The sequence below is a fragment of the Subsaximicrobium wynnwilliamsii genome, assembly GCF_007997225.1.
GTDB lineage: Bacteria > Bacteroidota > Bacteroidia > Flavobacteriales > Flavobacteriaceae > Psychroserpens > Psychroserpens wynnwilliamsii.
The window spans coordinates 33647-57024 of record NZ_VORM01000018.1 but is presented as its reverse complement, the minus strand read 5'-3'; the positions used below and the strand labels follow the sequence as shown (position 1 = coordinate 57024).

Below are 23378 nucleotides of genomic sequence, written 5' to 3'. Positions count from 1 at the left end.
TGATTCTAAATAATAAAGCAAATATAGGGGATATTGTTTCTTTTGAGGATGTTTTTAGGTGAAAATCTTACCGAAATAACTACGAAAACAAATCCTGAGCCACACGAAACGTATTGGCATGGGCCTCAAGAATGATTTTGATATCTGGGGAATATCCGCCACCCATGCTGCACATGACCGGTATTTTTGCGTCTTTACAACTTTGCAAGACAAAACGGTCGCGTTCCTTGCAGCCTTCAAGGCTTAGGCCCAATCGGCCTAACTTGTCTGATGCCACCACATCCACGCCACATAAATAGTATATAAAATCGGGACGCTCTGTTTTGATTAACTTCGGAAGGGTTTCATAGAGGAGCTTGAGATAAGTGGCGTCATCGGCATCATTTTCTAGAGCAATGTCTAAATCGCTCACTTCCTTTTTAAACGGATAATTGCCCTTGCCGTGCATCGAAAAGGTGAATACGGAAGGGTCATTTGCAAAAATTTCGGCAGTGCCATTGCCTTGATGTACATCGAGATCGACTATCAGGATTTTCTCGGCTAGCTTTTTATGCTGAAGGTAACGTGCGCCAATCGCTTGATCGTTGAGCAAACAGAAAGCCTCCCCATGATCGGAATAGGCGTGGTGAGTGCCGCCAGCGATGTTCATGGCAATCCCGTTTTTTAATGCAAATTCACTGGCTTTCATCGTGCCATCGGCTATGATGATCTCGCGTTTTACCAAATCTGCACTCAAAGGAAATCCCAGTTTTCGGGCAGCGCGTTTGTCTAAGGTCAATTGATTCAAGTCTTGGTAGTAAGCTTCAGTGTGCACTCTTAAGATGTGTGAATCGTCAGGAATTTCGGGCTCAAAGAAATTCGCTTCGGTACAGGTGCCTTCATAAACCAATTGTTCTGGCAGTAGCTCGTACTTCAGCATAGGGAAACGGTGGCCTTCTGGTAAGGAATGTTTGTAGATGGGATGAAAGGCAATTTTCAGCATGTATGGGCTCCTTAGTGACCTTGATCAATCACTTTGATTATTATTGTTTGAAAAATTGGATGCTAAACGCTATGACCACACTTATAATGAGACCGAGATTGACTTTTGCCAAATCCTTGGCGATGATGATATAGGTTGGTTCCATTTTTTCTTTATTCAGCAAATAGCTCATCGCCAATTCGCGACCAGCCAAAATCCCAATAAATACCCAAGTGGTACTCATGGGTACGGCGTCTAGGTTACCAAAAATAAACAAGAAAATCCCATAAATCAAATCAATGATGGTCGCAGATCGAATGTTTTTGGTATTTGACTTTTGATTGACGATTTCCTGAATCTTCCCACCGCGTTTTTTGAAAATATAAGCCATGATCACAAAGATGATCGCCAAAGACAATATTAAGCTCAAAACATCCAATTTTCGGGGTAAAAACACGAAAATATTGGCGAAATCCTGGATGAGCCATTGCGACCATAGAAACCCTGTGGAAATCCATTGTGCAATGAGCCAATAATGCTTTCGTGCGGCTTTGTCCAATTTTTCCAAAGCGAATTTTGATTCCAGCTTTTTAGAGATAAGTATATAAATCAAAATGGAAAACACAAAGGCAAGCGCATACCCGTAAACCGATTTCAATATCATTTTTTCAATGATGTGTCCAGCAGAAAAAACGCTCAAAATCATGAAGGTGGTGCTAACCGGTATGCCGTAACGTGTAATGATGAGTAGGGTAATGGGAGCCAATAGATACCACCATTCCAGCGTTTCTGGCAAGGGGATTTGGGTCAATCGCCCGTAAGTGACGTCGCCATTATGCACGTACCAGCCATAAACAAGTGTGGCCGCTAAAATGCTTACTGCAAATAGCCATAGCCACCACCATTTTAATGTATGGTTGGAAGCCATGAATGTGCCCAAAGTTTGAATCACATCATTGGCAATAACTGCATAGGCGCAGATGATGAATCCAAGGTAACCTAAAAATAATTCCATAGGTAATCGCGAAAATAATTTGGCGAATTTAACCCGATTATACTTACAGCAGGTTAAGCCAATATTAAATCCCTCCAGAGGGTTTTACTCCCCTAGGCTTGCCTCGAAATACAAAGAACATCTTTCAATCCATACCTTGTGGGCTTGCCCTGAGCTTATTGATTTTCAAATGCCTTTCAATATATTAGCTTATATACGCACTGTTGTTTTCAAGAAAGTTCGCAGGTCTCTATAGGCATTTTTACCAAAAACGCTAAGCTACTTTAATTGCGAAAGAAGCACCTCAGCGGCAATGCGAAATTATTTTCTTTGAGACGCATTGAATAATGATGTGATGTCAAAAAATCATCTACATTTGACCGAAATTATTTGTAATATGATTCTGTCTGCTTGTCTTGTGGTTTTAGGATTTGCGCTCTTGATCAAGGGTGCCGATTGGATGGTAAATGGTTCTACGATGCTGGCCAAAAAGCATCGCATTCCAGATTTGGCCATTGGTTTAACCATTGTCGCCTTTGGCACTTCGGCACCAGAATTGGTGGTCAATACCGTGGCGTCTTTTGAAGGGCATTCCGATATTGTCTTGGGCAATGTAATTGGAAGCAATAACTTTAACCTCTTTTTGATTCTGGGTGTGGTGGGCCTCATTTATCCTATCACAGTGCAATCTTCCACGGTTCAGCGTGAAATACCAATTTCATTTCTTGCCGCTGTTGTGTTTTTATTGCTTGCCAATGGGTACTTGTTCTATGATAACATAGGCCTGTCTAGAGTGGATGGTCTGGTTCTACTGCTTTTGTTTTTTCTGTTTCTATACTATATCTACAAACAAATGCGGGCAGATGTTGAGGTTACTGAAACCCCAAAAATGGAAGCTTCCAGTAAAAAGATTTGGATGCTAATCGCATTAGGCCTTTTAGGCTTGATCGTTGGCGGAAAGTTGATCGTGGATAATGCGGTGGCCATTGCCAGTGACATGGGTGTGAGTGAGAAAATAATTGGGCTTACCATCATTGCGGCGGGTACTTCATTGCCAGAGTTGATGACATCTGTGGTGGCAGCGCTCAAGAAAAACTCCGACATTGCCATTGGAAATATCATTGGCTCCAATATTTTTAACATTCTGCTCATTCTATCGGTAAGCTCCTTGGTGAATCCAATTAATTTCAGTGCTATTTTCAACATGGATATCTATCTGTTGTTGGGCGGCACCCTCTTTTTGTTCTTGGCCATGTTCACAGGCAAAAAGAAACGTTTGGACCGCTGGGAATCTGCAATCTTGCTCATCACTTTTGTGGGGTACACCACTTTTCTCATCAGTAAGGAACTGTAAAGCTTCAGCTCCATCAGCGTGCTATTGGGATTCATGGAACACAGATGACGCAGATTTTTGCAGATTTGCGCTGCTGAAGGATTCACAGGTCAAGAGAAAAATCAGTGAAAATCAGCTCCATCAGCGTGCTATTGGGATTCATGGAACACAGATGACGCAGATTTTTGCAGATTTGCGCTGCTGAAGGATTCACAGATCAAGAGAAAAATCAGTGAAAAATCAGCTCCATCAGCCTTATCAGCGTTCTATTGGTATTTATGGAACACAGATGACGCCGGTTTTGCAGATTTGCGCTGCCGAAGGATTCAGAGATCAAGATAAAAATCAGTGAAAATCAGCTCCATCAGCGTTATCAGCGTTCTATTGGGATTTATGGAACACAGATGACGCCGATTTTTGCAGATTTGCGCTGCTGAAGTATTCAGAGATCAAGAGGAAAATCAGTGAAAATCAGCTCCATCAGCGTTATCAGCGTTCTATTGGGATTCATGGAACACAGATGCCGCAGATTTTGCAGATTTGCGCTGCTGAAGGATTCAGAGATCAAGATAAAAATCAGTGAAAATCAGCTCCATCAGCCTTATCAGCGTTCTATTGGGATTTATGGAACACAGATGACGCAGATTTGCGCTGCTGAAGAATTCAGAGATCAAGAGAAAAATCAGTGAAAATCAGCTCCATCAGCGTTATCAGCGTTCTATTGGGATTTATGGAACACAGATGACACAGATATTTGCAGATTTGCGCTGCCGAAGGACTCACAGGTCAAGAGAAAAATCAGTGAAAATCAGCTCCATCAGCGTTATCAGCGTCCTATTGGGATTTATGGAACACAGATGACGCAGATTTTTGCAGATTTGCGCTGCTGAAGGACTCACAAGTCAAGAGAAAAATCAGTGAAAATCAGCTCCATCAGCGTGCTATTGGGATTCATGGAACACAGATGACGCCGGTTTTGCAGATTTGCGCTGCTGAAGGATTTACAGTTCGACAGAAAAATCAGTGACAATCAGTTCCATCAGCCTTATCAGCGTGCTATTGGGATTCATGGAACACAGATGACGCAGATTTTTGCAGATTTACGCTGCCGAAGGATTTACAGTTCGACAGAAAAATCAGTAAAAATCAGTTCCATCAGCCTTATCAGCGTGCTATTGGTATTTATTGAATACAGATGACGCCGGTTTTGCAGATGTGCGCTGCTGAAGGATTTACAGTTCGACAGAAAAATCAGTGAAAATCAGCTCCATCAGTGTTTTCAGCGTTCTATTGGGATTCATGGAACACAGATGACACAGATTTGCGCTGCTGAAGGATTCACAGATTAAGAGAAAAATCAGTGAAAAATCAGCTCCATCAGCGTTTTCAGCGTTCTATTGGGATTCATGGAACACAGATGACGCCGGTTTTTGCAGATTTGCGCTGCTGAAGGATTCAGAGATCAAGATAAAAATCAGTGAAAATCAGTGAAAATCAGCTCCATCAGCCTTATCAGCGTGCTATTGGGATTTATGGAACACAGATGACGCAGATTTTTGCAGATTTGCGCTGCTGAAGGATTCAGAAATCAAGATAAAAATCAGTGAAAATCAGCTCCATCAGCGTTATCAGCGTGCTATTGGGATTCATGGAACACAGATGACGCCGGTTTTGCAGATTTGCGCTGCTGAAGGATTCAGAGATCAAGAGAAAAATCAGTTAAAATCAGCTCCATCAGCGTTTTCAGCGTGCTATTGGGATTCATGGAACACAGATGACGCAGATTTTTGCAGATTTGCGTTGCTGAAGGATTTAAAGTTCGACAGAAAAATCAGTTAAAAATCAGCTCCATCAGCCTTATCAGCGTTCTATTGGGATTCATGGAACACAGATGACACAGATTTTTGCAGATTTGCGCTGCTGAAGGATTCAGAGATCAAGAGAAAAATCAGTGAAAATCAGTTCCATCAGCGTTATCAGCGTGCTATTGGGATTCATGGAACACAGATGACGCCGGTTTTTGCAGATTTGCGCTGCTGAAGGATTCAGAGATCAAGAGAAAAATCAGTGAAAATCAGTTCCATCAGCGTTATCAGCGTTCTATCCTTGCAACTTTAACTGAATCCGTTTGCGCTTCTCATCCACTTCCAAGATTTTAACCATAATCTGTTGCTGCAAATGCACGTGTTCATTCACATCTTTCACAAAGCCATCGGAAAGGTTGGAGATATGTATCAATCCACTTTCTTTGATGCCCACATCCACAAAGCAGCCAAAGGCGGTAATATTATTGACGATCCCAGGCAGCAATTGTCCTACTCGTAAATCGGATATCGTGCTGATGTTCTGGTCAAAACTAAATACTTTGGCCTGTTCTCGAATGTCCAGTCCGGGTTTTTCCAGTTCCTTGACAATATCCTTGAGCGTTAAAAGCCCGACGGTTTCAGTACAGTATTTTTGCAATGAAATATTCTGAAGTTTAGACTTGCTACCAATCAATTCTGAAAGGGAGACGCCTTCATCCTTGGCCATTTGTTCAACAATAGCATAACTCTCTGGATGTACGGCAGAATCGTCCAAGGGATTTGCTGAAGCTTTGATTCTCAAAAAACCGGCAGCCTGTTCAAAGGCTTTTTCGCCCAATCGGGTCACGTTTTTGATTTCTTTTCTATTGCTGAAGGCACCGTATTCACTTCTGTAAGCGACGATGTTTTCGGCAAGTTTCGGACCAATACCAGAGACCGCACTCAGCAAACTATGACTTGCGGTATTGATGTTCACTCCTACCGAATTCACGCAACTTTGCACCACCACATCCAGTTCATGCTGAAGCTTTGCCTGATCCACATCGTGTTGGTATTGACCAACACCAATGGATTTGGCGTCAATCTTCACCAATTCTGCCAAGGGATCTTGCAATCGTCGCCCAATGGAAACAGAGCCTCTAACCGTCACATCATAATTGGGAAACTCGTCCCGAGCAATTTTTGAGGCTGAATAAATACTCGCACCAGCTTCACTAACCACAAATACCTGAATCTCGTTTTTGAAGCGCATGCGTTTGATGAGCGCCTCAGTTTCTCGTGAAGCGGTCCCGTTTCCAATCGCTATGGCTTCTATGTTGTGGGCTTCGGTTAAGAAACTGATTTTCTTCATCGCGCCCGTTTGGTCGTTTTTTGGGGGATGCGGATAAATGGTTTCATTATGCTTGAGGTCGCCTTTTTCATCCAAACACACCAATTTGCAACCGCTCTTGAAACCTGGGTCGATAGCCAACACGCGTTTTTCACCCAATGGCGAACCCAAAAGTAATTGCTTGAGGTTTTTGGCAAAGATGGCAATGGCAGCTTCATCGGCTTTTTGTTTGGCATTTTGCAAGGCTTCATTGCTCAAGGATGGAAACAGCAGTCGCTTGTAGGCATCGCTTATGGCAAGTTCAATTTGTTGCGCACAGGCATCCTGGGTTTTTATGATGCGACTGGCGATACGGTTGATGGCGTGTTCTGCATCAATTTCGATTTTGACTCTGATAAAGCCTTCAGCTTCTGCTCTCAAAATGGCCAACAGTCGGTGCGAGGGAATTCTGCTTAGCGCTTCTTCCCATTCAAAATAATCTCTAAACTTTTGCGCCTTTTCCTCGTCTTTTTTGGCTTTGATTACTTTGGTCGCAATCATGGCGTGGCGCTGCAATTGGTTTCGGAGTTGATTTCTAAGGTCGCTGCGTTCATTGACCCATTCAGCAATGATATGTCTGGCGCCTTCTAAAGCATCTTCAAATGAAGTGATTTCCGAAGTGATGAATTCTTGCGCAATAGTGGCAAGGCCTTTGTCATCAACATGTCGCGATTGTGACATTAGGATTTTAGCCAAGGGCTCCAATCCGTTTTTGCGCGCAGTTTCGGCCTTGGTTCGTCTGCTTTTTTTATACGGAAGGTAAAGGTCTTCCAGAGTTGTGCTGTCTTGGCAGGCATTGACCTTGGCTTTCAAGTCTGCAGTCAAAACCTCTTGGTCTTCTAATGCTTTTAGAATCGCGAGTTTTCGTTTTTCCAAAGTTTCAAAGGCGTCCTTGAATTTGACGATGTCGCCAATTTGAACTTCATCCAAATTGCCTGTGGCTTCCTTCCGATAACGAGAAATGAAAGGAATCGTGCAATCTTGGTTTAATAAGTTAACCGTGTTTTTTACTGAAGCTTCGGGCAGTTTTGTTTGGGAAATGATGTAGGGGATGAGTTGCATGCAATGGGTCAATTATGTTGGGGGCAAAGATAGGAAGTTCAAGCAGAACATAAGTTAAGTTTGTGAGCTCGGCAAATCTTTTAGAAAAAAACCATTCAGTTTAAACATAAAAAAAGCCCTGTAAAAAACATTTACAGGACCTTCAAAATTTAATTTAGAATAAGCTTCTAAATGCCTTTTGCTTATTTTATTGTTCGCCAGCTTGTTGTTTGGCCTCATTAATCATTTGCTGATTAGGTACAATGGCAACGTTCACTCGTCTGTTTTTAGAGCGTCCATCTACAGTACTGTTATCATGCATTGGTTGGGATTCGCCAAACCAATTGGTTGTAAATCGACTTCTGCTCAAACCTTGATTTGTCATATAATCGGTCACAGCATTCGCTCTGTTTTTGGATAAGGTCATGTTATTGTCCTCAGATCCCACGCTGTCGGTATGTCCCACAACCAAAATATTGGTGTCTGGATATTCCTTAAAGACTCCTGAGAGTTTATTTAAAGTCGCTTGTGATTTGTCGTTGATGTTGTATTTGGCCGTGTCAAAATAGACACCACTTTTCTCATCAAAGGTCACGACAATCCCATCATCAACCCGCTCTACTTGGGCACCAGGAATTTCGTTTTCGATTTCCTTGGCCTGCTTGTCCATTTTATTGCCGATAAGCACTCCAGCGCCACCACCAACAACGCCTCCAATGACGGCGCCTAATTCGCCATTGCCACCTTTGCCAACATTATTACCAATAATGGCACCCAAAATGGCACCACCTGTAGCGCCTATCACAGCACCTTTTTGTTTGTTATTCGCATTATCTACTGCCTTACAACTGGTAAAACCGATGCTCAAAAGCGCGGTTACGGCTAGTATAGTTATTCTGTTTGTTATCATTTTCATATTTTAAAGTTTAGTAAAGTTCATATTAATAATAAATGGCGCACCGTTGCTTATCACGGTTTGCTGCCATTGCATCGAATTCTCTGAGATTGCGGTCAATTTCATGCGAAAACCAGCATCAGTTTCCGATTTGCCTTTCTCATTGGTTGGTTTCAGCATAAAATCATAAAGGCCAGTGGTCGCGTCTGCTTCTTCAATATCAAAATTGAAATAACGATCGCCTGTATTACAATCGGCATTGATAATACTGTAAGTGCCCGTATTGTTATTGGGTACAAATTGCCAGGTACTGTTTTCAAAGCAATCTTTTGAGGTGTCGTTTAGCAAGGTCACATCGTAATCGCCTGTTTTGCTATAAGTAATGGAATTTAAGTTCCAATTCCCTTTGATGGTCTTTTCAGATTCCCGAACCACTTTAGAGCCTCCGCAAGAGAAGAGACAAACCAGTGTTACAGCCAATAGTGCATTTTTCATAAATAGTTGATTTAGTATTTGGACTAATGTAGTTAGTAAAGTGCATACTAAATGATGCAAACCAATAAATTACTAACTTGTTTAGACCCTAAACGTATATACGAGAACTAATGGATCACAGATGTTGAGTAAATGCTGATGAAGATGAAGATGAAGTTGAAGTTGAACTTGAACTTGAAATTGAATTTGAAAAAAGAATATAGATGCTTTGGAAATTACTAAAGGCTTTTTTAGTTTCCATTGGGAAATGAGAATTATTGAAGAACTCAATGCATTATGAGGGCAACGGCATTATTTTGATAACGCGCTGACCCCATTTTGCTTATAAATTTTAAAAACTAGCTTATCTGAAGTCCGTTTTTGACCGTCGTATCGGGATTGACGAATACCAGTTGACCATCTGCGCTTTCGGTCATTAAGATCATGCCTTCACTTTCGACGCCTCTCAAGGATCTTGGTGCGAGATTGACCAAAACGGTAACTTGTTTTCCAACGACTTCCTCGGGCGTAAAACTTTCGGCAATGCCGGATACAATGGTTCTTGTATCGATCCCTGTATCTACTTTTAAGACGAGTAATTTTTTGGTTTTCGGCATTTTTTCAGCAGAAACGATAGTGCCTACGCGCAGGTCCAATTTGGTGAAGTCTTCAAAATTGATGGTCTCTTTTTGGGTTTCTACTTTCATGTTGGCGGCTTTGTTTGATTTTTTGCTGGCTTCTAATTTTTTCAATTGGGTTTCGATGGCCTCGTCTTCAATTTTTGAAAACAATAATTCGCCTTTTCCAATGTGATGTCCCTGCGGAAGTAAAACGTCTTTAGCGGAAACATCCTGCCACTGCGTATCGTTTTCGGCGTTAACATTTAGGATGCCTTTTAATTTGGCTGAAGTAAATGGTAAAAAGGGTTCGCTCAAGATAGCGAGTGCCGAGGCGATTTGCAGCGCTACGAACATGATGGTTTTAGTGCGTGCTTCATCGGTCTTGACAAGTTTCCAAGGCTCTTCATCGGCCAAATACTTATTGCCCAATCGCGCGAGATTCATCAGTTCTTGGCTGGCTTCCCTAAATCGGTAACGCTCAATGGAGCTTTCAATCACTGCGGGATAGGCTTTTAAGGTTTCGATGGTTTTATTATCAATTACTGAAAATTCGGAAGCTTCTGGCACTATTCCGTCGTAATATTTATTGGTCAAAACAACGACTCGATTGATGAAGTTTCCGAAGATGGCCACCAACTCATTGTTGTTTCTGGCTTGAAAATCCTTCCAAGTAAAATCATTATCCTTAGTTTCGGGAGCATTGGCCGTCAACGCGAAGCGGAGCACATCCTGTTGGTTTGGGAAATCCAATAAATAGTCTGGCAACCAAACCGCCCAATTTTTAGAAGTCGATAATTTTTGGCCTTCCAAGTTCAAAAACTCGTTGGCCGGGACGTTGTCTGGCAAAATATAAGAGCCTTCCGCCTTGAGCATGGATGGGAAAATAATGCAATGGAACACGATATTATCCTTCCCAATAAAGTGTACTAATTTGGTGTTTTCATCCTTCCAATAATCTTCCCAATTTTTACCTTCTCGGGCTGCCCACTCCTTGGTAGAGGAGATATAGCCAATTGGCGCATCAAACCAAACGTAAAGCACTTTGCCCTCGCCTCCAGGCACGGGAACGGGAATGCCCCAATCCAAATCGCGGGTTACCGCTCTTGGTCGCAGGCCATCGTCAATCCAGGATTTGACTTGTCCGTACACATTGGGTTTCCAATCTTTTTTGTGGCCTTTTAGGATCCAATCCTTTAAAAACTGTTCGTGTTTATTGAGTGGTAAAAACCAGTGTTTGGTTTTTTTTAGCGAAGGCACATTACCAGTGATAGCCGACTTGGGATTGATGAGGTCGGTAGCATTTAAGCTGGATCCGCAGCTTTCGCATTGGTCGCCATAAGCCTCTTCATTTCCACATTTAGGGCAAGTTCCCGTCACAAAGCGGTCGGCCAAAAATTGATTGGCTTCCTCGTCGTATAATTGCTCGGTCACTTCTTCAACAAACTCGTTTTTATCGTAAAGTGTCTTGAAAAACTCCTGTGCTGTATCGTGGTGTATTTTTGCAGTGGTGCGTGAATAGTTGTCGAAGGTAATTCCAAAATCTTCGAAAGATTTCTTGATGTTGGCGTGGTATTTATCCACGATGTCCTGAGGGGATACACCTTCGTTTTTTGCCTTGATGGTAATGGGTACGCCATGTTCATCGCTTCCGCAGATGAAGGCCACATCATTTCCTGTTAAGCGTTTGTAGCGTGCATAAATATCTGCCGGCACATAAACACCTGCCAAATGCCCAATATGAATAGGACCGTTGGTATAAGGTAATGCTGCGGTAATGGTGTATCTTTTGGACATCTTAATTATGGTTTTACAGGGCACAAAAGTACACATTTTACAAGGGATTTAGAAAAAAAATGTACTTTTACACTATGTCTAAAATTCATCATTTATCACGCTTGTGCGCTTTGTTTTTATTCTTCGGAATAGCGACTGCCCAAGCACAACCCATTCAATCCGAAAACACAGCTTTGATACAACCACCATACCTAAAAGCGGGCGATACCGTCGCCATCGTAGCGCCTTCGGGCATCTTGCAAAACCGTAGCGATGAAGTTGCCCATGCGGTCAAACTGCTTGAAAGTTGGGGCTTGCACGCGGTTATTGGCGAACACGTTTTTAGTCAAGCCAATCATTTTGCGGGCAGCGATGCAGAGCGTTGTGAGGATTTTCAGCAGGCCTTGGACGATCCAAAAATCGCCGCGATATGGTGCGCACGAGGAGGCTACGGGACGGTTAGGATTTTGGATAAATTGGATTATACCAAATTCAAAAAGCACCCCAAATGGCTTATTGGCTATAGTGATATTACGGCATTGCACAATCAATTCCATAATGAAGGCTATCAAACTTTGCACGCCTTGATGTGTACGAGCTTACCGAGAGACATTTCAGAAATAGAGCAAACGGTTGGCACGTTTAAATCGGCACTCTTCGGAATGCCAGAAAATTATACGCTCAAAGGTTCAGCCGATAATCGCATTGGAAAAGCTACAGGCGAATTGGTGGGTGGTAACCTTACCATTTTGCACACCATGTTGGGTTCAGAGACGAGCATTGACACTTCAGGAAAAATTCTCTTTATCGAGGAGATTGGCGAATATAAATACCATATCGACCGCATGTTGCAAAGTCTAAAGCGCGCCGGCTATTTTGATGATTGCGCCGGTGTTTTGGTGGGAGATATGACGCGATTGCGAACCAACACCACACTATGGGGTAGCTCAGTAGAGCAATTGATTCTAGATGCCTTGGCAGAATATGATTTCCCAATTGCCTTTAATATGCCGGCAGGTCATGAAGATGATAACCGGGCCATGATCTTCGGGAGAGTGGTGGAGTTGAATGTGAACAAAGAGAAATCTTCTATACGGTATGCAGAATAATATTCTATGTGTATTATCACATCTTATATCCTAATGATGCCATGATTTGATAAGCGTTATTCTTAAATTCTAAAAATTCTGTTCCCCCCGTATTATTAAAATCGTACAAATAAGAAAAATCAAGACCAACTCTAATTTTCTCAAAATCTTTTACAAATCCAAGCTCCCCTTTTGCGCCAAATACGGTAGAATTTATAATATAACCCTCATAAATAGAACTATCAAATTTATTAGAATCAATCAAAATATCTAGTTTAGGCCCAGCTCCTATAAAAATGTGTGTATTATTTCTAAATCTGATAGGAAATCTTGCAGTTGTATTTAAATGTATATAACTCCAAGATTCTTTAATTCTTGCTCCATTATCAGACGGTAAAAACTCATTTTCTTCTTTTCCTCCTTTTTGTAAATAGCCTACTTCGCTGGATAAGTAAAAGTACTTACTTTCAAAATAATCCAGTCCAAAAGAAAAAGAATAAGTCACGATATTTTGATTGAGAATTTCGAATCCACTAATAACCGCTTCGCTCTCTGTCAAATCCATAGAACTTATTGAAATACCGTTTTTTACTTTTAAAGTTTGAGCAAAAGATGAGAAACTCACAAAAACCAATAGAAAACTAAGGTGCTTTATCATTGTAAATATTTTTATATGTAACGCGTAAAAATTAAGATTTATTATTTAAATCAAAAGAACCACAAAAAATATTTGTAGTTCTTTTGATTTAAGTAGAAAATATAATTATAGAGTGAAATAATAATATGTATAATCGAAGCCATTTTGAAGAGTATTGGGTAAGTCTATATTAATAAATTGAGCATTTAGATTATATTTCACATTAATCATCCATGTTGCAATAACATATTGTTTCGATGTTTGAGTAGTATTAGTGTACTCATTAATGCCTACCGTTTGTGAACTTGCTGAAATATAGCCGGAAGGAGTGGGTAAATCTGCAGCCGGTGCTCCATTTAATGGTATAGAAACTACAGATTGAAACTTATAAATATCACAAATGTAAATACCTGTAGCCAGACCACCTTGTCCACCTGAGAATAGGATTTTTTTATTTGAGAAAACTAACGATTGTACAGCATTTACGGTAAACGGTCCATTTAGAGTAGGCGACCTATTCAAATTTTCATCTTTTAAAAGTGATTTGTTTTTCAAACCATCAATTTCAAGTTTATTAGATATTTTAACTTCTTCATAATCTTTAAATTCTTCTTTGAACATATTATCGATATCTTCCAAAGTTAAAACATCTAGTGTATCACGTGAATTTTTCAACTCAATACTTTCATTTGAATCAATGCTTGAAGGCGAATCAGATATTTGATCATGACTACAAGACCAAACTATTGATGATAATGCAATAAACATAATTAAATTTTTCATAATAGTAAATTTTAGAGTTAATATTGATATATAATATATAGGTTTTGAAATTTTGTTTGGATTTTTTGCACATGTTAAAATTTTAAGATAATTCGTAAAATTTTAGTTTAGACTACAATGAATATTGTGGGATTAATAATAAATATCGTTGTTATATTGAATGATTTTGGACACGGCTCTTGAATAGAGATCATTTGCAGCCCTGTCTAATTTTCTCAGGACATCGGGCATTCCCTTTGTGGCCTTTACAGGGGTTAGCATTTCTGAATTGAAATTGTCTTTCATGTTCGTAAAGAAACCTACCGAGTTGTATATTTTATCTCCAAAGAACGTTCGGTTTTCCTTTTCGGACCAAGCTTCTTTGAACAGCGTAAAGTCGTTTACAGAAGCTGGCGTGAATATGATCTGCTCTGGATGCGGCAATCTATTTGGATTGCAAAATCCCAGGGTGTGGAGCTTCATCCCGTAATAATACATGCTCTTTGTGGAGCAGAAACCTTTGTCCGTTATCTCGGGGGCGACCTTACCCGAACGTTTTCCCGAACATGTGATAATGGGAATTGAATCCAATACACTCAAGCTGCTAGAGCATTCCTTTGGACTGTATTCAGTCAGGAGCATTTCCACAAAAGTGTTCATAACACCGGAGAGTCTGTTTATCCTCTGGTTGAAAGCTTGATAGCTTCCAAGGTCCGGGAACCAGCTCAATAAATACTCACTTGCGAACTGGTGTATCTTGTTCATTTTAAAAATACCCTGGTGGTTCATGACGAATAGATAAATCGTGATTATTTCTTGATCTGTGAGTTTTGGCTCATTGTTGTTGCTGAAACGCATGCATTCATGTTGTAAATGTTCTTCAAATTTCTCACAGACTTAATCATATATTTTTACTAACTTGTAATCCTTGTTATTGTTGTTTGTATCCAAAATAATCTTGTTGAAATTGACTATTAAGATACTGAATATCAATAACTTAAACAAGTTTAAGGCGTTGTTTTTCAACAAATTAAACTTGTTTTTTATCTTTTTTCAACACTTGATTCGCATTAATAATAAATATCGTTGTTATATTGAATGATTTTGACTGAAGATTATTAAAACTATCCTAATCCTTTGCCAACTTCCAACTACCAACTACCAACTAAAGACTAAAGACTAAAGACTGAGGACTAAACAAAAATGGCACAACACAACGAACTTGGTAAAAAAGGAGAGCTTATCGCCTATGATTTTCTCATAAGTCATGGTTATAAGATTGTAGCGCGTAATTTTATTTACGAAAGAGCAGAAGTCGATATCATGGCGCTAAAAGACGATATACTCGCAGTTGTGGAAGTCAAGACCAGAACCAGTGCCAATTTTGGCGACCCGCAGCAGTTCTTAAAGCCAAAGCAAATGCAACGCATCATAAAGGCAGTGGATTATTACGTCAATGAGCACGAGATGGACGTTGAGGTGCGCTTTGATATCATTGCCATTGTGCTCAACAAAAAGGGCATGAGCTTGGAGCATTTGGAAAATGCCTTTTATCATTTTTAATCCTAGCAAACCTGTCTTCCGAAAAGGTAGAAGCAGAGATCTTTTAATTGTCAGTTCGATTTATGAGCCCGAAAGCACGCCGGGACCCTAGTTGCTTATTCTAAGTTGGCAACAAGTTAACCAAACCAAGAACTTAATATTTAACTATAAAGTATCGCTACCCAATCAAGAACATTATTCACTCATTATTAGACTAGGAATGAATTTAGCTTATTTTTTGATGACATTTTCAATTTAAACCGATGCATGCATATAAACCATTATTGTATGTGTAATCGCTATGTGTTTATTGATATTGAGACTTCAAAAAAAAGTTTAGAATTAATTAAATGAAAGAGATTATACTGTTTTATTAACACGTATAAATGATTAAAACTATGAAAACTTTAAATTTAATTTCTAAAAGGTCAATCTTTTTAACTATCGCTTTGTTTTATTGCTTGACGGTTCTTGGTCAGGGCGCTGAATTAGTCAAGGATATTAATCCAGGTCCAAATTATAGTGACCCAAAATCTTATGTAGAGCACAACGGTTTACTGTATTTTCAAGCATTTCATTCCGATTATGGCAGTGAACTTTGGGTTACAGATGGCACTGAAAATGGTACTCATCTCGTAAAAGATATGAATCCCGGAGGGGGATATGGGGCACCGGCATATTTAATATCCTACAACGGAAAACTCTATTTTTTTGCTAGCGATGGAATTCATGGTTATGAACTTTGGGTCTCTGATGGAACTACGGATGGAACAGTCATGCTAAAAGACATAAATACAACAGGAGATTCATCTCCTATCCCGTTTATTATTTTTAATAATTTATTGTACTTTTCGGCTGATGACGGGATTAACGGTCGTGAATTGTGGGTCACCGACGGCACTAGTGAGGGAACACAACTATTTTATGATATTTCACCTGGCATAAGTAGTAGTTCTCCTTCTTATGTTACAGAGTATAACGGTAATTTATATTTTTCGGCAGACGATGATGTGTTAGGAAAAGAGCTATGGATAACAGACGGAACAGTTGCCGGAACTAACGTATTAAAAGATATTAATCCTGGTGCAATTGGTAGTTCCCCGTATGTTTATGGTGTTTTTAACAATTTACTATATTTTACTGCAAGTGATGGAATTCATGGACGTGAATTATGGACATCTAATGGAACTGAAGCAGGTACTGAACTTTTAAAGGATATTAATACAACTGCAGGTTCGAGCAATACAGCTGCAGGCTCGAGCGATCCTACAAATTTCAAAATTTTAGATAATCATTTGATTTTTACAGCAAACGATGATGTACACGGGGAAGAATTATGGCGTACTGACGCAACAGCAGACGGAACAATACTTATTAAAGACATAAACCCTGGAAGTGCACAAAGCAACATAAAAAGATTTGCAGAATTAAACGGAAGGTTATTTTTTGCAGCCGACAATGGTGCAGATGGGCTTAAAATGTGGCGGAGTGACGGAACACCCGAAGGCACCTCTTTTTTTGTTGATGTTAGTCCTGGAGGTGGAATGGACCCATCTTATTATTTTGTACACTATGCAGACGCACTTTATTTTTTTAGCAATTATCAGTTATGGGTAACAGATGGTACCCAACAAGGCACAAATAATATTCCGGATATAGTTCCAACGACAATTAATAATGGTACTTTTTCATTTAAGCCATATAAAAATAGTTTATATTTTTCATCGTTAGCCGATTCTGAAATAGGAAATGAGCTTTACAAATATACAAAGGAAGGATTATCTGTAGATGATGTTAATTCAATATCTATTTCCATCCATCCTAATCCCGTAGATAATCTGCTTTTCATTAATACTTTAAGTTCAATTGAGAGGGTTTTGATTTACGATATTTCCGGTAAAATTGTAAATGAAAAAGATTACAACTTGTCAACTTTTCAAATGGATACTTCTTATCTGAAGTCTGGAATTTACTTCTTTAATTTTGTTACAAAAGACGGGGCGCAAACACATAAAATAGTTAAATATTAAAGAAAGCGAATACTTAGGTTTAAATCTTTAATTCTGGTTACTTCAATGGGTACACTTCTGTTTATCATTACAGTTTAGAAATTGCTTTATTTACAGGTGAGCTGCAAATTTTATAACAACTAAAAAGACGGTACCTTAGTGCTATGAACTTAAAGGAATCCATAAACTCTAAAATGACCGAATTCTCAGCATTATGTAAACTTTATAGGGTAAAGGCGCTTTATGCTTTTGGAACTTCTGTTACCGACCAATTTAATGAAGAGTCTAGCGATATTGATTTGCTTATAGAAATCGATATCGAAGAGCCCATACAAAGAGGTGAAACCTTGATGACAATTTGGGATCAGTTTGAAGCTTTCTTCAGCCGGAAAGTAGATTTGTCAACTAGCGCCTCAATAAAAAATCCGATATTGAAAAAAACATTGACGCCACGAAACAATTGATTTATGATGGACAAGAGCAAAAAGTTCAGTTCTGATGTTTTAATCTCTTAGGGTTTAATTCCCCGATGATTGCATCGTTTTTATTTTTTTTGGAATTTGGAATTTGTTTTTTAGGTATTTGACACCTTGTATGCTTGCATCGCGGTAGTTCATTGGCGATTGACTTAATAGCGTTATTCATTGGTGCTATTTCCGATTTCAAGGCTTATCAAAATGTCTGGAAAACTCAAAGTAAATTTAGATTTTGAATGGAGCAAATTCTATTGGTTACGAAATTACGGGAGTCGTTTCGCACGCGTCGCACAAGTTCAATTCATCAAGATTTGGCCGCCAAGTTATTTGGCATGTTTCGTGAGATTCCCGCCTCTTCCTTTTCGGCAGACAGGTGCGCAGGAATTTTACCTGTAAAAAAGCATCTCATCCAAATACGCCCAAACATGTTCTGGCAACATGGGGCGCACATTTTTGCCCGCTTTGATGCCTTTTCTTATAAATGTGGACGAGAGTTCCATAATGGGCGCATCGATTTTATGAATGCGGTTGTGACCTGTGAATTGGGTTTCGATGCTGCCTTCAGAAATTCTGGGATAAACATAAAGCTCATACTGCTCTAAAATAAGTTCATAATTCTTCCACTTGTGGAAATTTTTGAGATTGTCCTCGCCCATAATCAAAGAAAACTCATGCTGTGGGTATTTTTCTTTAAGATGCACCAGTGTATTTATCGTGTAATTGGGTTGCGGCAAGTTGAACTCAATATCGCAAGGCTCTAATTTGAGATAGTCTTTGGTGGCTTGATACACCATTTCATAACGTTGGCGATTATCCAGCAAGGATTTTTTCTTTTTAAACGGATTGTGAGGCGTGACCACAAACCAAACTTTCTCCAAGTCGCTGTATTCCGCTAAATGGTTGGCGATGGTTAAATGGCCCACATGAATGGGGTTGAAAGTCCCGAAAAAGAGTCCGATTTTCATGATCTATCTGCAATAAAATTGGAAACCAAAGTGTAAGATTCAATTAAGGCATTTTCCAAATGCTCATTGAGTACAATGGTATCGAAAAGTGGTGCGGTCGCCAATTCTGCCGAAGCTTTTGCAATGCGCATATTGATTTTATCGGCACTTTCAGTTTGACGCTTTTTTAATCTTATTTTGAGCTCGTCAATACTTGGTGGTTTTACGAAAATGGCCAAGGTTTGTTTGGGAAATTTCCGTTTGATACGCAAGCCGCCAGAAACGTCAATATCAAAAATCACGTTCTTGCCATTCGCCCAAATGCGCTCGACTTCGGTTTTTAAAGTGCCGTAGAAATTATCGCGATAGACTTCTTCCCACTCCAAAAAATCATCGTTTTTGATGTGCTGTTTAAAGGTATGTGCATCTAGAAAGTAATAGTCCTTGCCATCTACTTCGCCCTCGCGCATCTCGCGGGAGGTTGCAGAGATGCTAAACTCCAAATTCAATTCTTCCTTTTCCAGCAAATGCCTTACAATGGTGGTCTTGCCAGAGCCCGAAGGTGCAGAAAACACTACTAATTTTCCGTTTTTTATTAATTCTTTTTTAGTCAAAAGTCACTTTTTTTTATAATTAACTGTATTGTTTTATCTTTAAAACAGTCGTGAGAGGCATCAGAAACCACCCTCTAAAATCTATTCTCATGGTCTTTTTTTATGCTCTATTTCTTTTCAGCAAATTCTCAAAGCACGTTCAGCAACTGCTCTTTGATTTTTTCAAGCTCATCCTTCATTTGCACCACCAGTTTTTGCATGGGGGCATGGTTGGATTTTGAGCCAATGGTATTGATTTCACGACCCATTTCCTGACTGATAAAAGCCAGTTTTTTTCCGTTGGAATCTTCAGATTTAAGCGCCTTTTCAAAATAATCCAAGTGATTTTTCAAACGTACCTTTTCTTCCGTAATATCAAATTTTTCGATGTAATAAACGAGTTCCTGTTCAAAACGGTTTTCATCTACTTTCTCTTTTATATCGGCAATGCCTTTATTTAAACGCTCTCTAACGCCATCAATACGTTCTGGATCCATGGCAATGATCGCTTCCAATACATTGGAAATATTGTTTACGCGAGCCCTAAATTCCTGCTCCAGTGCTTGGCCTTCATCCAATCGGTATTCTTCAATCTTTTCAAGGCTGTTATCAATTACCTTGGCGATTTCCGTCCACTCATCTTCGTCGATATCGTCGCGTTCGGTCATGATGGCGTCGGGCAATCTAATGGCCATTTTCAATAATTCGGTCTCATCACCATCCACCACTTCACGCAATTGCTTGATGTACTGCCTGACTACTGTTTTGTTGATTTGGGTTGACGTTTCCTCACCGGTCATTTCAACATACAATGAGAAATCAATCTTGCCACGCTGCAATTTTGAAGCGATCAATTTACGAATCGCCAATTCCTTTTCGCGATACATGGAAGGCATTCTAGTGTTGAGGTCGAGATTTTTGCTGTTAAGCGATTTGACCTCTATTGAGATTTTTTTAGACGGAAGCTGTAGCACAGACTTACCGTAACCAGTCATGGATTGTATCATTAACGTTTTGTTTGAAGTTGCGCAAAGGTACATAAAATGATGAAGTTTTTCTGGTCAAGCAGGTTAGACCGCTTACTTCGTTTAAGCCCAATGTGGGTCTCATCAAGACATAAGGGCATCTGCCAGAATTTAAGTAACTGATAAACAGCATGGTTTACGTCTAGTATTGCAATGGTTTTATTTCACAAAGGGCTGAGCAGGTGCTTGATAGTCATTTGATAGGCTCTAGTTTAATCAAGCGTTGATTCTTTAAATTTAGTTTGAGATCCATATATTTTGAGCTTTCTCAATTCTAGAAAATTCAATTATACCCTTTAGGGACAGGGCAAAATTATACTACTCAGTTATACTACCTGGTTTAAACTAGCGCCATTGGTAACCATAAAAAAATTCGTAATTAAGGACTTATGAGATACTGATTTCGTCAAGAAAAAAAATCAGCGAGGAATGACTAAATGGGCTGGTTCTTATTTATACATCATAAAATGATTAATTTTGCCAATTAAATTTTAGAGCATGTACAAAAAGGAATTTGAGATTAGATGGAGCGATGTTGATGGGAATGGTCACATGGCCAATTCGGCATATCTGAATTTTATGAGTCATACCCGCGTAGGATTTTTAAATGAAAATGGCTTTTCAATGAAAGAATTGATCGCGCATGGTGTGGGCCCAGTGGTTTTTTCAGAGCACATTCATTATTTCAAGGAATCGTTTTTAGAGCAGAAACTTACCGTTAGCTTAGATGTTTCAGGCTTGAGTGACGACGGGAAATTCTTCAAGTTTGAACACAATTTCTACAATGGTAAAGGACGGCATCTGGCTACTTGTGATATCTTGGGGGGATGGATTGATTTAAAAACAAGACAATTGGTAAGTTTATCTGAACCTTTGTTGACCAAGATAAAAGCATTTCCGAAATCAGCCGATTTTAAAACCTTGACCAAGGAAGATACACGTGCTTCTGGGAAACGACCGAAGCATTTAAATTAAGAATTGTGAGTGAAACACATTACACTTAATGGCACAACCGCATGCAATATTTTGGGTATTTTTGCTATTTGGAGTCTGGCAATCGAACTTGAAGCGCTCGAAATGGGGAGTTCATAAAAATATGTGAGCCCTAAAAAAAGGCGTAGTTTAATTATCATAATGAAATCTACATTGAATTATGCTGCATTTTTGGTCAGCGCCTTTCGTTCCTGATACTCTATGCACCAAGCGATGCTCTCCTGTTATTCTTCTTGACCAAAACCCTTTTAGCCTGTGCTTAAGTGGTTCGGGTTTGCCTATTCCTTTAAATGGATTCTGTTTAATGGATTTAATGAGTTCCCTTATTTTTAGGGCAGTGGGAGGGTCTATATCTAACCAAAAGTAGAAATCTTCCCAGCCATTAGGTGTGACATCGGCATTCATTATTGGTGGAGTGTGACATCATCTTCATTTGACCTTACCAAGGTTTCATCGTCAAGTTGTTCAATTGACTTCATAAGCCGGTCACTATTAGCTCGTGTTGAGAGCAAGTGCTCAGTTTCTTTCAATGAATTGTATTCGCTTATAGACATGATAACAACTGCATCATCTGCTTTACCTCTAGGGACGACAATGATTTCAATTGAACTTGAAACATATTTAAGATGTTTTTTTATATTTTTTCTTAATGTGGAAACAGTAATTGATCTCATAACGATTCATTTTTGCACAAAAAGTTAGCCGTATAAATGTATAACTAAAAGGTCTATATTTCAAATGGGACGCTGTTAACGCTTTTCAGCTGTGAATTAAACTGAAGCCTTCGACTTCTTCGTTACCAAAAAAACACCAGCAAAAATAAGGCACATGGCCATGATTTTAACGGCGTCAATGGAATCGGCACCCATCAATAAGGCAAAAAGCCCTGCGAAGACTGGTTGCAAATAAATGGAAACACCAACGGTTGAGGCTTTAAGCAGTCGAATGGAAATTGGGTTAAAGAAGTAAGTGCCAAAAGTGGCACCAACCACCACAAATGCAACCGAAAACCAAATGTAGGGCGAGAACGTATTCCACTCAATTTCGGTGGCTTGCGCATAGCCAAAAGGCAGCACCAAAACAATTCCGAATAAGAACATCCATTTTATAAAGGTAAACGGATGGTATTTGGCAGTCAGTTTTTTGACGAGAATCACGTAGATACTGTAAGAAATGGCATTGAGGAAAATGAAGGTGTTACCCAGCGCCACATTATCTCCAACCCGGGTGGATTCGCCAAAAGCAGTCAGTAAAACGCCGCCACAAAAGCCCAGGAACACGCCAATGATTTTCAATTTGGTTAGTTTTTCGCTCAGGAAAATGGCCGAAAGTATCAAGATCACAATAGGCGTTATGGTCGTGATGACCGAAGCGTGGATTGGGGTTGTGTATTCCAGTCCTTTTAAAAAGAAAAGCATGTTAAGGCCTACGCCAAAAACCGCAGCTGCGAAAATGCTAATAAAGTCTTTTTTCTCAATCTTTTCACTTTTCAAGAACAGGCTTAGCAACCAAAATAATGCTGCTGCACCAATGACTCTCAACACTACAAAACCAAAGGGTTTGACGTAGTTTTCGTTCATCACATTTTTGGCGAAGGTGTAGTTTAGGCCATATAATACCTGTACCATGATCACGGCAAAAATGCCAAAGGCGCGGCTATTCATGTGACCGGATAAAGGCTGTTGCAGCCTCAACGGTTTTCTTGCTGTTGCCAATGAATATTTGATCGTCGTAAACTAGAACTGGGCGCTTTAAAAACGTGTAATGTTCTAGCAAATATTTTTTATAGTCTGTTTCGCTAAGCGTCTGGTCTTTCAGGTTTTTAGTTTTGTAAAGCTGTGCACGTTTACTAAATAGTGCTTCATAACTACCTGCCAATTTTTTCAAGGCATCCAATTGTTCCGCAGTGAGAGGCTTACTCTTGATGTCTTGAAACGTCACAGAGGCGTCCAGATTTAAGGCTGCGATGATGTTCTTACAAGTGCTACAAGTGCTGAGGAAATAAAACTTTTTCATAAATTGGGTTTTGCGAAAGTGACACCGA

At 39.7% G+C, this 23378-nt stretch carries 22 protein-coding genes; 6 read left to right on the top strand and 16 right to left on the bottom strand.

Annotated features, from left to right (window positions below):
* Positions 1-79: 79 nt before the first annotated feature.
* Together ESY88_RS14515 and ESY88_RS14510 are read right to left on the bottom strand one after the other, a co-directional pair.
* A complete protein-coding gene (locus ESY88_RS14515) occupies positions 80-982 on the bottom strand; it encodes a histone deacetylase family protein (protein WP_147087476.1) in 903 nt (300 codons plus the stop codon).
* 40 nt (positions 983-1022) lie between these two features.
* The gene (locus tag ESY88_RS14510; protein WP_147087475.1) at positions 1023-1976 is read right to left on the bottom strand and encodes a hypothetical protein; all 954 of its coding nucleotides are present in this window, start codon (positions 1974-1976) and stop codon (positions 1023-1025) included.
* Positions 1977-2310: 334 nt separating this feature from the next.
* On the opposite strand from ESY88_RS14510, the gene ESY88_RS14505 reads away from it, so the two are divergent.
* On the top strand, positions 2311-3309 hold the full coding sequence (locus ESY88_RS14505; RefSeq protein WP_223270839.1) for a calcium/sodium antiporter: 999 nt from the start codon (positions 2311-2313) through the stop codon (positions 3307-3309).
* A 2079-nt stretch (positions 3310-5388) separates the two neighbouring features.
* Here the strand turns inward: ESY88_RS14505 and ESY88_RS14500 are convergent.
* From ESY88_RS14500 to metG, 4 genes are all read right to left on the bottom strand, one after another.
* Complete coding sequence (locus ESY88_RS14500) at positions 5389-7524, bottom strand: Tex family protein (protein WP_147087474.1); 2136 nt, start codon at positions 7522-7524, stop codon at positions 5389-5391.
* Positions 7525-7711: 187 nt separating this feature from the next.
* Positions 7712-8419 carry an OmpA family protein gene (locus ESY88_RS14495; protein ID WP_147087473.1) on the bottom strand — a complete coding sequence of 236 codons (708 nt, stop codon included), beginning with the start codon at positions 8417-8419 and terminating at the stop codon, positions 7712-7714.
* Positions 8420-8422: 3 nt separating this feature from the next.
* Positions 8423-8893, bottom strand: coding sequence for a lipocalin family protein (locus ESY88_RS14490; RefSeq protein ID WP_147087472.1), 471 nt, complete (start codon positions 8891-8893; stop codon positions 8423-8425).
* A 338-nt stretch (positions 8894-9231) separates the two neighbouring features.
* Positions 9232-11322 carry a methionine--tRNA ligase gene (gene metG / locus ESY88_RS14485; protein WP_147087471.1) on the bottom strand — a complete coding sequence of 697 codons (2091 nt, stop codon included), beginning with the start codon at positions 11320-11322 and terminating at the stop codon, positions 9232-9234.
* A 38-nt stretch (positions 11323-11360) separates the two neighbouring features.
* On the opposite strand from metG, the gene ESY88_RS14480 reads away from it, so the two are divergent.
* Positions 11361-12374, top strand: coding sequence for a S66 peptidase family protein (locus tag ESY88_RS14480; RefSeq protein WP_147087470.1), 1014 nt, complete (start codon positions 11361-11363; stop codon positions 12372-12374).
* A gap of 16 nt (positions 12375-12390) precedes the next feature.
* Here ESY88_RS14480 and ESY88_RS14475 read toward each other — a convergent pair whose 3' ends face one another.
* The 3 genes from ESY88_RS14475 to ESY88_RS14465 all read right to left on the bottom strand — a co-directional run bounded on the left by ESY88_RS14475 (position 12391) and on the right by ESY88_RS14465 (position 14610).
* On the bottom strand, positions 12391-13011 hold the full coding sequence (locus ESY88_RS14475; RefSeq protein WP_147087469.1) for an outer membrane beta-barrel protein: 621 nt from the start codon (positions 13009-13011) through the stop codon (positions 12391-12393).
* Positions 13012-13116: 105 nt separating this feature from the next.
* Entirely contained in the window at positions 13117-13773 is a 657-nt protein-coding gene (locus ESY88_RS14470; protein WP_147087468.1) for a hypothetical protein, read from the bottom strand.
* A gap of 132 nt (positions 13774-13905) precedes the next feature.
* Positions 13906-14610 (bottom strand): hypothetical protein, encoded by a 705-nt coding sequence (locus ESY88_RS14465; RefSeq protein WP_223270838.1) that lies wholly within the window; start codon positions 14608-14610, stop codon positions 13906-13908.
* Between the two features lie 345 nt (positions 14611-14955).
* On the opposite strand from ESY88_RS14465, the gene ESY88_RS14460 reads away from it, so the two are divergent.
* The 3 genes from ESY88_RS14460 (at position 14956) to ESY88_RS14450 (ending at position 17767) form a co-directional block, all read left to right on the top strand.
* Positions 14956-15315 (top strand): YraN family protein, encoded by a 360-nt coding sequence (locus tag ESY88_RS14460; RefSeq protein WP_147087467.1) that lies wholly within the window; start codon positions 14956-14958, stop codon positions 15313-15315.
* Between the two features lie 377 nt (positions 15316-15692).
* On the top strand, positions 15693-17324 hold the full coding sequence (locus ESY88_RS14455; protein WP_189702611.1) for an ELWxxDGT repeat protein: 1632 nt from the start codon (positions 15693-15695) through the stop codon (positions 17322-17324).
* A 143-nt stretch (positions 17325-17467) separates the two neighbouring features.
* Positions 17468-17767, top strand: a complete 300-nt coding sequence (locus tag ESY88_RS14450) for a nucleotidyltransferase family protein (protein WP_223270837.1) — start codon at positions 17468-17470, stop codon at positions 17765-17767.
* A 398-nt stretch (positions 17768-18165) separates the two neighbouring features.
* On the opposite strand, the gene nadD is transcribed toward ESY88_RS14450, so the two are convergent.
* From nadD to ESY88_RS14435, 3 genes are all read right to left on the bottom strand, one after another.
* Positions 18166-18744: a nicotinate (nicotinamide) nucleotide adenylyltransferase gene (nadD, locus tag ESY88_RS14445; protein WP_147087465.1), complete on the bottom strand. Its 579-nt coding sequence runs from the start codon at positions 18742-18744 to the stop codon at positions 18166-18168.
* Positions 18741-19319 (bottom strand): guanylate kinase, encoded by a 579-nt coding sequence (gene gmk, locus ESY88_RS14440; protein ID WP_147087512.1) that lies wholly within the window; start codon positions 19317-19319, stop codon positions 18741-18743. Before gmk ends, nadD begins: the two co-directional genes overlap by 4 nt.
* A gap of 146 nt (positions 19320-19465) precedes the next feature.
* A complete protein-coding gene (locus ESY88_RS14435; RefSeq protein WP_147087464.1) occupies positions 19466-20323 on the bottom strand; it encodes a YicC/YloC family endoribonuclease in 858 nt (285 codons plus the stop codon).
* A gap of 516 nt (positions 20324-20839) precedes the next feature.
* On the opposite strand from ESY88_RS14435, the gene ESY88_RS14430 reads away from it, so the two are divergent.
* Positions 20840-21316, top strand: a complete 477-nt coding sequence (locus tag ESY88_RS14430) for an acyl-CoA thioesterase (RefSeq protein ID WP_147087463.1) — start codon at positions 20840-20842, stop codon at positions 21314-21316.
* 147 nt (positions 21317-21463) lie between these two features.
* Here ESY88_RS14430 and ESY88_RS14425 read toward each other — a convergent pair whose 3' ends face one another.
* The 4 genes from ESY88_RS14425 to ESY88_RS14410 all read right to left on the bottom strand — a co-directional run bounded on the left by ESY88_RS14425 (position 21464) and on the right by ESY88_RS14410 (position 23350).
* Positions 21464-21739, bottom strand: coding sequence for a Txe/YoeB family addiction module toxin (locus tag ESY88_RS14425; RefSeq protein ID WP_147087462.1), 276 nt, complete (start codon positions 21737-21739; stop codon positions 21464-21466).
* Positions 21739-22008, bottom strand: coding sequence for a type II toxin-antitoxin system Phd/YefM family antitoxin (locus ESY88_RS14420; protein WP_147087461.1), 270 nt, complete (start codon positions 22006-22008; stop codon positions 21739-21741). The genes ESY88_RS14425 and ESY88_RS14420 overlap by 1 nt, the downstream gene beginning before the upstream one ends.
* A 96-nt stretch (positions 22009-22104) precedes the next feature.
* Complete coding sequence (locus ESY88_RS14415) at positions 22105-22998, bottom strand: DMT family transporter (RefSeq protein ID WP_147087460.1); 894 nt, start codon at positions 22996-22998, stop codon at positions 22105-22107.
* Complete coding sequence (locus tag ESY88_RS14410; protein WP_147087459.1) at positions 22991-23350, bottom strand: arsenate reductase family protein; 360 nt, start codon at positions 23348-23350, stop codon at positions 22991-22993. Before ESY88_RS14410 ends, ESY88_RS14415 begins: the two co-directional genes overlap by 8 nt.
* Positions 23351-23378: the final 28 nt, after the last annotated feature.

Coding starts and splice junctions, on each gene's coding strand:
- ESY88_RS14410 (WP_147087459.1), bottom strand. CDS start 23,350: ATGAAAAAGTTTTATTTCCTCAGCACTTGTAGCACTTGTAAGAACATC.
- nadD (WP_147087465.1), bottom strand. CDS start 18,744: ATGAAAATCGGACTCTTTTTCGGGACTTTCAACCCCATTCATGTGGGC.
- ESY88_RS14495 (WP_147087473.1), bottom strand. CDS start 8,419: ATGAAAATGATAACAAACAGAATAACTATACTAGCCGTAACCGCGCTT.
- ESY88_RS14430 (WP_147087463.1), top strand. CDS start 20,840: ATGTACAAAAAGGAATTTGAGATTAGATGGAGCGATGTTGATGGGAAT.
- ESY88_RS14455 (WP_189702611.1), top strand. CDS start 15,693: ATGAAAACTTTAAATTTAATTTCTAAAAGGTCAATCTTTTTAACTATC.
- ESY88_RS14480 (WP_147087470.1), top strand. CDS start 11,361: ATGTCTAAAATTCATCATTTATCACGCTTGTGCGCTTTGTTTTTATTC.
- metG (WP_147087471.1), bottom strand. CDS start 11,322: ATGTGTACTTTTGTGCCCTGTAAAACCATAATTAAGATGTCCAAAAGA.
- ESY88_RS14435 (WP_147087464.1), bottom strand. CDS start 20,323: ATGATACAATCCATGACTGGTTACGGTAAGTCTGTGCTACAGCTTCCG.
- ESY88_RS14490 (WP_147087472.1), bottom strand. CDS start 8,893: ATGAAAAATGCACTATTGGCTGTAACACTGGTTTGTCTCTTCTCTTGC.
- ESY88_RS14420 (WP_147087461.1), bottom strand. CDS start 22,008: ATGAGATCAATTACTGTTTCCACATTAAGAAAAAATATAAAAAAACAT.
- ESY88_RS14465 (WP_223270838.1), bottom strand. CDS start 14,610: ATGCGTTTCAGCAACAACAATGAGCCAAAACTCACAGATCAAGAAATA.
- ESY88_RS14415 (WP_147087460.1), bottom strand. CDS start 22,998: ATGAATAGCCGCGCCTTTGGCATTTTTGCCGTGATCATGGTACAGGTA.
- ESY88_RS14460 (WP_147087467.1), top strand. CDS start 14,956: ATGGCACAACACAACGAACTTGGTAAAAAAGGAGAGCTTATCGCCTAT.
- ESY88_RS14475 (WP_147087469.1), bottom strand. CDS start 13,011: ATGATAAAGCACCTTAGTTTTCTATTGGTTTTTGTGAGTTTCTCATCT.
- ESY88_RS14510 (WP_147087475.1), bottom strand. CDS start 1,976: ATGGAATTATTTTTAGGTTACCTTGGATTCATCATCTGCGCCTATGCA.
- ESY88_RS14500 (WP_147087474.1), bottom strand. CDS start 7,524: ATGCAACTCATCCCCTACATCATTTCCCAAACAAAACTGCCCGAAGCT.
- ESY88_RS14450 (WP_223270837.1), top strand. CDS start 17,468: ATGAACTTAAAGGAATCCATAAACTCTAAAATGACCGAATTCTCAGCA.
- ESY88_RS14470 (WP_147087468.1), bottom strand. CDS start 13,773: ATGAAAAATTTAATTATGTTTATTGCATTATCATCAATAGTTTGGTCT.
- ESY88_RS14425 (WP_147087462.1), bottom strand. CDS start 21,739: ATGAATGCCGATGTCACACCTAATGGCTGGGAAGATTTCTACTTTTGG.
- ESY88_RS14515 (WP_147087476.1), bottom strand. CDS start 982: ATGCTGAAAATTGCCTTTCATCCCATCTACAAACATTCCTTACCAGAA.
- ESY88_RS14505 (WP_223270839.1), top strand. CDS start 2,311: ATGTCAAAAAATCATCTACATTTGACCGAAATTATTTGTAATATGATT.